This window comes from Microvirga soli, assembly GCF_016734765.1.
In the GTDB taxonomy this organism is placed as follows: Bacteria; Pseudomonadota; Alphaproteobacteria; order Rhizobiales; family Beijerinckiaceae; genus Microvirga; species Microvirga soli.
Genome location: NZ_JAERQE010000050.1, coordinates 21,611 through 30,580 on the forward strand (window position 1 = coordinate 21,611; position 8,970 = coordinate 30,580).

An 8,970-nucleotide genomic window follows, 5' to 3' on the forward strand; every position below is an offset into this window, starting at 1 on the left:
CACTCATGCAGCCTGCTGCGCTTGATCCGCATTGGCGATGGGTAGGTCAAAGGTGAACAAGGAGCCTGCCGCCTCATAGCTCTCAACCTGGATCTCGCCCCCATGGAGGTGCATGATCCGCTGAGCAAAGTTCAGCCCGATGCCGGTGCCGGCGATTCCTGAGGCTGTGCTGGCGCGATAGAAGCGTTCGAAGATCTTTGGCAGTTCGCCTGCGGGAATTCCGATCCCCCAGTCGCGAACGGAACAATATGCTCGGGAGCCGTCCATCCAGATCTTGATTTCGACGACGGGCGTAGCTCCAGAGTACTTGATGGCATTGGACAGGAGGTTCACCACAACCTGCTCGATCAGCATGCCATCGCAATAGACGCGAACGGGAATGTCCGGCACATCGAAGCGGATATCGGCCTGATCGCTGACCTCCCGCTGTCGCTCGCAGATGTCCATGACCAGATCGACAAGGTTATAGGACGCAGGATTCAGCTCGATCGTCCCGGCATCAAGCTTGGCGGCATTCAGGACGCTGTCCACCAGGCGCGTCAGCCTGGTTCCCGCATTGCGGATCTTCTGAACCCGGGTGACGAGCTCGTCCTGGGTCAAGGCCGAACCGCGCCGCAGGATGCGTTGCGCGCTCGAGTCAAGAATGGCGAGCGGTGTCCGGAACTGGTGGGACACCATCGACACGAAGCTACGATAGGCATTTGTCGTCTCGCGTTCGCGCTCCAGGGCCGACTCAAGCGCCTTCGCGACCTGCTTGTAGCCGGTGATATCGGTCAGACGCACAAAGATCGTGGCTCCGTCGGCTTTGGTCAGGGAAAGCCGGTGCCAGGTATCCCTCTTCACCAGAAGATCGAACTCGAGTTCCTCGAAAGGTGCCTGAGCATTCACGAGGCGCAGATCGGCTCCCTCGCACATGGCAAAGCACCGCAGGAACACGGGCAGGCTCATATCATCGTTGCACCACAGAGACACGGGCGCAGCAGCCCAGATCTGCTCATTGGCGAAAAGGAGCTTTCCTGTCCAATCGAAAGCCGCAAAACCCTCAGAAGCGGAGTTGATGGCTGCGATCAGACGGCGCTCGGCCTGGCGCAGGGCCGCGGTCCTCTGGAGAACTTTGATCTCAAGATCGAAGTTCTGCCGCTCCGCCTGCTTGCGCGCAAGCCACTGCTCCGTCACATCACGGATGAAGGCAATCCCCAGCTTCCGTTCGGCCATGAAGATGGGGAAGCTATTGATCTCCAGGCAGCGGTCGTGGCCCTCCGTGGTCGCAGCCTCATGTTCCAGGATCGAGGTGGCTCCTTCGGTGGCACGGGTCAGGGCCTCGACGATCTCGGATTTACCGAAGAGCGGGTCCAAATTCTCCATCCGCTGACCGATCGCCTGGTCCGGCTTGACGCTCAGCAAATCCTCCATGCCCGGATTCCAGAGCAGGCAACGGAGCTGGCTGTCGAACATGATGATGCCCTGGTTGCTGATGTTGTTGATCACCAGATCGGACAACTCCTGCTCCTGCTTGAGCAACTGCTTGGCCTGACTCGCCTCCTGAACGCCCTTGAAGAGGCGCACGAGAAGGAAGGCGGCGCTTAGGACAATTCCTAATAGAAAGGCAAATCCTTCGAATATGACCTGCAAATAGCCGGAACGCTTCAAGGCGGCATGATCGCGGCTTGTTAATATGATCTGATTAGCAGTGTCTCTGAGCTTGTATGCGAGTTGCATCATCTGCTCCCGAAGCAGCACCGCAGCCTGAGCATCGATCTCATTGTGCAGCATCGGTTCAGCCATAGTAAGCTGAAGGTAAGCTTGTTTAAGGTCCCCTGTAATGCCAAGGCCATCCATCACCTTGCCTTGGTGCCCCTCCAGCAAGACCGACAAGCGGCTGATCAGGATGCTGGTTCGGAAACCGGGCTGCTGCTCCGGCTCAGTGAATTTCTCGTTTGCTGCCACACGAGCCAGGGTCTCTGCGAGAACGGCTGCTTCGAATTGAGCTTGGGTCACATACCAGACATTGGTAAATGACCGATCGTTGCGAAACTCATTCTCCATCTCGAACAATCGTGCGACCGTGAATCCAAGGCATGCGACGAGGCTTGCAGTCGCCAGAAGAGTTACCAGAGCGGTCTTATAATTTTGCAGGCTGAAGCGCATGGCTAATCAACGTGAAGCTTGTTGAGCTGCCAGACCCAGCGGGAGTCATACCGGGCATCCTGCAGAACCCTGTGCTGGTCCCCGGGTAAGCGATCCATAGAGGGCCCTTGTCGCGGATCGTCAGCATACGGCCATCCACCTTTGTCGCTAGGATTGGCTCGAATCTAAGATCCTCCATGGGAATGACAGCGGCATAGTCGTTCAGAGCAGATGCTCTCAAGCTCTTTCCCTGGGCACCCACCCTTTCCATCAAGGCACGAAGCGGGATCCCCTCGAACAGCTGGGGCACCTCGGACAACTCCCATTTTGAGGTAAGCGATGCCCTGCCGAGCGCCTCCAGCATCTCCAGGTCGAACAGCGCTACGCCATTGCCATTGGTCTGCTCGATCTTGCCAGACACCGTCAGCACTACAGGCCCCTTGGGCAGCGGCAGAGGCTCCGCCGCATGGGACAGGCTGCATATGCCCAAGGCTGCTGCATAAAATATAAGCCCGATGAGAGGACGCATCAGTTCCCATTCAGCGACAGATTATAATAAAACGACGCATCTTCTCCGATTTCAGTTCAAAAATCCAGAAGGGCGAAGGACAAAAGATAGCAGGCATGCCGTGGATGAAAACCACCCAATTGCCGAAATTCTCGCATATAGCTTAATACAAAATCGTACTTCTCTATGTATTAATAAGGAAAATCGCATTTTTTTATAGATATTAAAATCCAGTCAAGTATAAATTCTCTGCATCATTATCTGAGACCTTATCAAACACACTTGTCTAATGACATTTCCCTAGCGCGCTTCTCACAGTTTGCAAGCTTGGCCGCTACGGCTATAATATGGGCGATCAAACTAGAATTACTTACGCCCTATCTGCCTAATAGGAGACAATATGCGCAAGTTCATCACGGCCTTGCTCGGCATGGCTATGTTGGCCACCGCCCTCCCGGCCAGCGCGAATCCGGTTCAGACCCGCTCCCTGCCCCAAGTGGAGAAGGCTTACCCGAACGAGAGCTACGCCCAATACTACCGCCGCGGGTACCGTCCTTATTACCGTGATCGGTATTACTATCGCCGGGACAATGGTGCTGCCGTTGCAGCAGGCGTTGCGGGCCTCGCTGCTGGAGCCCTGATCGCCGGCGCGATTGCCAGCCAAGCTCAGCCGGCCGCACCTCAGCCTCCTGGTGTCGTCGATCCGCAGGTCGCAGCCTACTGCGCCCGCAAGTATCGTTCCTATAATCCAGGCACTGGAACCTTCCTCGCGACGAACGGGATGCGGTACGTCTGCACCTATCCATAGTTCTTGACCGATTGATCATTCTCAAGCCCTGCGGCAGCCCCTGCCGCAGGGCTTCTGATTAGGTAAACCGCATCCCCGTTCCACGGTAGCCTTTACCTGGCAGGGGTATGCCTTAGAACATCACGCAGGGCCGCAAGGCCAGCCAAGATGCCCAACAGAAAACAGAAGGCTCGGGAACTGCTCCATGGCTCAAGATTCTGATAACGGCGGAACTGTTATTCCTCCCACCGAGGCCGCCATCCTGACCTCCGGCAACATGACGGATCTCGAGCTGATCCTGCCGGATATGGGCGACAGCGACCTGCCGGAAATCGCGATCTTCCTCGTTGCCTGCGCCATGCGTTTCCACAGCGACCCCGACTTCGTCCAGGAGCAACTGGAGTGGCTCGTTCAAGCTCACGATTCCGAGGTGGACGAGGGCATGAAGCCGGACCAGCTGAACTCCGCCAACGACGACTGACGCTCCTGCGCCTCGTCACGCCGAGCTAGTCGATGAACTCCACCGGGGTGCCCTTCTCAACCATCCCGGCCAGTTCCTGCACATCCCAGTTCGTCAATCGAACACAGCCGTGAGAATAGGCCTTGCCGACCTTCTCCGGCTCAGGTGTGCCGTGGATGCCGAATGACTCGATGGATAGATCGATCCAAGTGCTTCCGACGGGATTGTTGGGTCCTGGCTTGATCTCGAACTTCTCTTTCGCCTTCACACCCTTGAACGCATAATCCGGGTTGTAGGTGTAGTTCGGGTTCGGTGCGACGGCTCGAACTGTATGAGACCCTTTGGGCGCAGGCTTTTCCTCGCTGCCGATGGAAGCCGGGTAAACCGCCATCACGGCACCATCCTCGCCCAAGGCGCGCAAGACCTTCTCGCTTTTAACGATCTGGATCTTGGCTACCTTCTCTTTCTTCGCAGAATCAGCCTTTGCATCCACATTAGCCACAATGATGGCCGTACCGGCTTTGTCGAAAGGCTTGTCGGGGTTCAGGGCCTTGAGCAGGTCCACATCCATATGGAATTTCTCCGCCAGAAGCTCCTCCGGGCTTTCATAGCCGAGCCGTTCGAGCTTTGCCTGATCTTCCATCTTGTCGGGAATTTTGACGAAGGGGCCTTTCACGTCCTCGTCCGTGATCGTGTATTCGGTCAGCACCGGCTCAGCGGATGTTGCTGTGAGCTTCCGCCAGACCTCCTCATCGAGCGCGCCGTCCGGCTTGAGCTCATTCGTCTTCTCAAAGATCTTGATCGCGTTCTGAAGATTCTCGCCCTTATGCCCATCGATGACGCCAGGCGAGAGGCGGGCTCGATCGAGCAGGATCTGGGCCTTGATCAAAGTCGGGTCGATCTCCTTGCCCTTGTCGCTCTTGGGCTTCCATTCGGCGCCGTTCACCGCATCGAGGTCGAGCCCCTGAGCGGCGGCTACAGCAGGTCCAAGGACGCTTAGTAATCCAAGAGCAGCATAAGCAATCAACTTCATGAGAGACCTCACCAATAACATCATGAATGACAAAGCCCGGGCCGCCTCCCTGTTCCCGCAATCTACTGGCAGATCCGATAGTCGCCCTTCCGCGCGCGCAAATCGAGATGAAGGTGATCGCCGTGATCAGCGTCCGAGCCGGGCCCGAGCACCGTGTTGAAGATGGGACAGGCAGCTTTCTGGATCGCCGACTGGAAATTTGCTTCCGGCGAACTCTCGGACTGCGAAGCAATCGCCAGCGGAGAGCGCTTGGCAAATTCGAATCCCATGACATCGACCCCGTTGCCAAGTGCGTGCTCGCTGAGCCTGGCTCCATTGCGCTGATCGCGACATTGATAGGAGGTTCCGATCAGGAGCTTGGTCGGGGCGCTCTGGAACTGACGCTCGGCCTCGGGAGCGACAACCTCGCTCACCCACCGCGAAAGGCTCTCCGCCACCGGACAGGCCATGAGCGACGCGGGGGCGACCTCGACGTTGTTAGGAAGAGACAGCAGGAGGACGGGGTTCTCGATGCTGCACCGTCCTTCCTGCACCGAGGGCCGTTTCTCGAAATGCAATCCCAGCTTGGAGAGCCTGTCGAGACAGGCCTCATGGGAGCTGTTGTCCTCGGGCGGCGTGCTGGCGGCGGGTGTCTCGGTCGGGGCTGGACTTTCTGCCTGGGGTTCGGGCTCCGGATTGGCCGGGCGGTCTGGACGCGGCGGCGGCAGCGGCGCTGTTGGCGCCTGCGCCCAGGCAGCAGGCGCCAGCATCAGCACCAGAGCTACAGCCCTGCCAATCCACCCTGCCCTGCGGCCTAGACGGTTCATGAGAACTCCAATTCTCCAGCTTCCCAGTGATATAACCCTCATGCGCCGAGCTTGAGTTCCCGTTCAGTCTTATGCGCGTCTTGTGCTGATGGGGGAGCGCGCCAAAATCCTATAAAAGAATGGAGGGACCGTCATGAGGGCTTTTCCGGTGATGGATACCGGTTCTAACAAGAGCCTGGCGCTGGTTTCAGGATTGGGCCAAGGGCATGAAAGCTCCTGCACGAAGCGTGCCGCGGAGCTCGAGGCACGGATAGCCCGTTTGCAGGCGGAGCTTCAGGAAGCCGAGTCTGAACTCGAACGCGAGAAGTCCCGCCTGCCCGCCCCCGGCGAATTCGTCCGTTGCCCTCTGACCAATTTCTTCGGCCGTGTGACCAAGATCACCCCGCGCCCGCATGGACGTCCATGGGTCGAAATCGTCCCTTATCTGGGCCCCGACCTGCCAGGGCACTCGACAATGGATCTTTTCGACAGTTGGGAACTGATCGACGCTCCTTCGAAGGAGATGACGGCGCAAAACGATGCAAACGAGTCATTGAAACTCCCGACCATAGCTCCCTTCATGCCTGCCGGTAGGCTGGCTCACAGCCCAACCCGTGAGGAAGACCAAATCGAGTTGTCGCTTCAAAGGCTTTGGTCATCGCCGAGAGGTGTTTCGTCAGAGCCCTGAAGCCTGCCGATAAACCTGCAACAATTCCCCGTATCTCGCGTTTGCCCTCCGGTTTCGCCACCTGAAATGCCAGCGAAGCCCCCGCCGCATGGCACTCGGAAGACCTGAACTTTTTGGCTTCTTCCCTGCATAGCCATCGCATGAGCGACCACTCAAATGATGGAAAGACTGCCATGGCAGAGGATGGGCAGAACGTAAGGCTCCAGGTTGCGAATGCCCGACCGGACGATTCCGGACGCGGTATTGCCCGCATGAGCCGGCAGGCCCTGGCGGAAATCGGCGTTCAGGAAGGTCAGGCCGTCGAGATCATCGGGAAGCGCCACACCACGGCGATCGCGGTCACTCCCTATGCCGAGGACGAAGGCCTCAATATCGTCCGCCTCGACGGTCTGCAGCGCGTGAACGCCGGCGTCGGCAGCGGCGATCATGTGGAGGTCAAACGAGCCGATGTTCGCCCCGCAACCCGCGTCGTGCTCGCACCGGCCCAGAAGGGACTGCGCCTTCAGGGTTCTGGCGATGCTTTGAAGCGCACCTTCTACCAGCGCCCCCTCACGGCCGGCGACGTAATCTCGACCTCCGTGTACTCCCAACGTTCGACGGATCAGCGCCTGCCGGAAGAACTGCGCGGACTGCTCAACATCCCGGCCTATGGCCTGCAGGAGATCCGCCTCGTTGTCGTCACGACCCAGCCGCGTGGTATCGTGCATGTGACGGCTGAGACGGAAATCGAGCTTCGCCCGCAATTCGAGGAGCCGCGGGAAGCCCGCCGCGCCGATGTCACCTACGACGATATCGGCGGGCTCGGCAGCACAGTCGATCAGTTGCGCGAGATGGTGGAACTGCCGCTTCGCCACCCCGAACTGTTCCAGCGTCTTGGCATCGACCCGCCTAAGGGCGTGCTGCTCTATGGACCGCCCGGAACCGGCAAAACTCGGCTGGCACGAGCCGTCGCCAACGAAACCGAGGCGCAGTTCTACCATATCGCCGGCCCCGAGATCATGGGCCGACACTATGGCGAGTCGGAGCAGCGCCTGCGCCAGGTCTTCCAGGAGGCGCAGCAGAATGCGCCGGCGATCATCTTCATCGACGAGATCGACAGCATTGCGCCCAAGCGCGAGGAGGTGACCGGAGAGGTTGAGCGACGCATCGTGGCGCAGCTTCTCACCCTCATGGACGGATTGGAGCCGCGCCAGAACATCGTGGTGATCGGCGCTACGAACCGCCGCGAGGCCATCGACGAGGCCTTGCGCCGTCCGGGCCGGTTCGATCGCGAGATCGTCATCGGGGTGCCGGACGAGCCGGGCCGACGGGAAATCATGGGCATTCATACCCGCGGCATGCCCCTGGCCGAGGACGTGAATCTCGATGAGATCGCCCGCACCACCTACGGCTTCGTCGGGGCGGATCTTGCGGCGCTGTCCCGCGAGGCCGCCATGGACTCGCTAAGACGCATTCTGCCCGGCATCAGTCTGCGGGACGGCATCCCGTCGAATGTGCTCGAGAGCCTGCAGGTTAACCGGCAGGATTTCCTGAATGCGATGAAACGCGTCCAGCCGTCTGCGCTTCGCGAGATCATGATCCAGGTGCCCAACGTGACCTGGGACGATATCGGCGGTGTCGAGGAAGCGCGCACCCGCCTGCGCGAGGGCGTAGAGCTTCCCCTCAAGAGTCCGGAATCCTTCCGCCGCCTCGGGATCAGACCGGCCAAGGGCTTCCTGCTCTTCGGCCCTCCCGGAACCGGCAAGACCCTTCTGGCGAAGGCGGTCGCCCGCGAGGCTCAGGCCAACTTCGTGGCGACCAAGTCCTCGGACCTCCTGTCCAAGTGGTATGGCGAGTCCGAGCAGCAGGTTTCCCGCCTCTTCGCCCGCGCTCGCCAGGTTGCCCCGACGGTGATCTTTATCGATGAGATCGACTCGCTTGCTCCTGTTCGAGGGGGCGGGCTCGGTGAGCCTGCCGTCACGGAGCGGGTGGTCAATACGATCCTGGCCGAGATGGATGGCCTCGAGGAACTGCAGGGTGTCGTGGTGCTGGCGGCGACGAACAGGCCCAACCTCATCGACCCTGCCCTGCTGCGGCCGGGCCGCTTGGACGAGTTGATCTACGTGTCGGTGCCCGATGCCAAAGGCCGTCGGCATATTCTCGGCATCCACACCAAGACGATGCCCCTTGGACCAGACGTGGACCTGGACACTATCGCCGAGCGGACCGACCGATATACGGGAGCCGATCTTGAGGACCTGACGCGCCGGGCAGGCCTTCTCGCGCTGCGTGAGTCGCTCCAAGCGCAAAGCGTCACCATGGCGCATTTCGAGCAGGCCCTGCGCGAGACGCGCCCCTCCGTCACGCCCGAGATGGAGCGGGAATATGAGGAACTGGTCGGCACCCTTAAACAGACGGGACCCCAGCGCCAGCCCATCGGCTTCCTACCCATAAGGCAGGCGGCCGAATAGAATTCCGGCCCGCACCTGTAGGCTCACTGACTCGGGTTAGTGAGCCTTTTTGCCTTAGCTGTCTGGATGCGAGACCTCCTTTGCATGAGCGACGACCTGGAGGGCTTGCGGCAAAGCGTTTGGATCGGGCGG

At 59.6% G+C, this 8,970-nt stretch carries 8 protein-coding genes; 4 read left to right on the top strand and 4 right to left on the bottom strand.

Annotated features, from left to right (window positions below):
* Window positions 1–3 precede the first annotated feature (3 nt).
* Together JKL45_RS24800 and JKL45_RS24805 are read right to left on the bottom strand one after the other, a co-directional pair.
* The gene (locus tag JKL45_RS24800; protein WP_201864477.1) at window positions 4–2,046 is read right to left on the bottom strand and encodes a sensor histidine kinase; all 2,043 of its coding nucleotides are present in this window, start codon (window positions 2,044–2,046) and stop codon (window positions 4–6) included.
* 76 nt (window positions 2,047–2,122) lie between these two features.
* Window positions 2,123–2,656 carry a putative pterin-binding protein gene (locus tag JKL45_RS24805; protein ID WP_201864478.1) on the bottom strand — a complete coding sequence of 178 codons (534 nt, stop codon included), beginning with the start codon at window positions 2,654–2,656 and terminating at the stop codon, window positions 2,123–2,125.
* 379 nt (window positions 2,657–3,035) lie between these two features.
* Here JKL45_RS24805 and JKL45_RS24810 point away from each other — a divergent pair, with 379 nt between their 5' ends.
* Both JKL45_RS24810 and JKL45_RS24815 read left to right on the top strand, forming a co-directional pair.
* A complete protein-coding gene (locus tag JKL45_RS24810) occupies window positions 3,036–3,443 on the top strand; it encodes a BA14K family protein (protein WP_201864479.1) in 408 nt (135 codons plus the stop codon).
* 184 nt (window positions 3,444–3,627) lie between these two features.
* Entirely contained in the window at window positions 3,628–3,903 is a 276-nt protein-coding gene (locus tag JKL45_RS24815) for a hypothetical protein (RefSeq protein WP_190844575.1), read from the top strand.
* A 25-nt stretch (window positions 3,904–3,928) separates the two neighbouring features.
* Here the strand turns inward: JKL45_RS24815 and JKL45_RS24820 are convergent, their stop codons facing one another.
* The gene (locus JKL45_RS24820) at window positions 3,929–4,915 is read right to left on the bottom strand and encodes a L,D-transpeptidase family protein (protein ID WP_201864480.1); all 987 of its coding nucleotides are present in this window, start codon (window positions 4,913–4,915) and stop codon (window positions 3,929–3,931) included.
* A 62-nt stretch (window positions 4,916–4,977) separates the two neighbouring features.
* Window positions 4,978–5,721 carry an extensin-like domain-containing protein gene (locus JKL45_RS24825; RefSeq protein ID WP_201864481.1) on the bottom strand — a complete coding sequence of 248 codons (744 nt, stop codon included), beginning with the start codon at window positions 5,719–5,721 and terminating at the stop codon, window positions 4,978–4,980.
* Between the two features lie 133 nt (window positions 5,722–5,854).
* On the opposite strand from JKL45_RS24825, the gene JKL45_RS24830 reads away from it, so the two are divergent.
* Together JKL45_RS24830 and JKL45_RS24835 are read left to right on the top strand one after the other, a co-directional pair.
* Window positions 5,855–6,388: a hypothetical protein gene (locus JKL45_RS24830; protein ID WP_201864482.1), complete on the top strand. Its 534-nt coding sequence runs from the start codon at window positions 5,855–5,857 to the stop codon at window positions 6,386–6,388.
* A 173-nt stretch (window positions 6,389–6,561) separates the two neighbouring features.
* On the top strand, window positions 6,562–8,838 hold the full coding sequence (locus tag JKL45_RS24835) for a CDC48 family AAA ATPase (protein ID WP_201864483.1): 2,277 nt from the start codon (window positions 6,562–6,564) through the stop codon (window positions 8,836–8,838).
* Window positions 8,839–8,970 lie beyond the last annotated feature (132 nt).

Excerpts from the sequence above, each read along its gene's own strand:
- JKL45_RS24800 (WP_201864477.1), bottom strand. The coding sequence starts at position 2,046 with ATGGAGAATGAGTTTCGCAACGATCGGTCATTTACCAATGTCTGGTAT.
- JKL45_RS24805 (WP_201864478.1), bottom strand. The coding sequence starts at position 2,656 with ATGCGTCCTCTCATCGGGCTTATATTTTATGCAGCAGCCTTGGGCATA.
- JKL45_RS24810 (WP_201864479.1), top strand. The coding sequence starts at position 3,036 with ATGCGCAAGTTCATCACGGCCTTGCTCGGCATGGCTATGTTGGCCACC.
- JKL45_RS24815 (WP_190844575.1), top strand. The coding sequence starts at position 3,628 with ATGGCTCAAGATTCTGATAACGGCGGAACTGTTATTCCTCCCACCGAG.
- JKL45_RS24820 (WP_201864480.1), bottom strand. The coding sequence starts at position 4,915 with ATGAAGTTGATTGCTTATGCTGCTCTTGGATTACTAAGCGTCCTTGGA.
- JKL45_RS24825 (WP_201864481.1), bottom strand. The coding sequence starts at position 5,721 with ATGAACCGTCTAGGCCGCAGGGCAGGGTGGATTGGCAGGGCTGTAGCT.
- JKL45_RS24830 (WP_201864482.1), top strand. The coding sequence starts at position 5,855 with ATGAGGGCTTTTCCGGTGATGGATACCGGTTCTAACAAGAGCCTGGCG.
- JKL45_RS24835 (WP_201864483.1), top strand. The coding sequence starts at position 6,562 with ATGGCAGAGGATGGGCAGAACGTAAGGCTCCAGGTTGCGAATGCCCGA.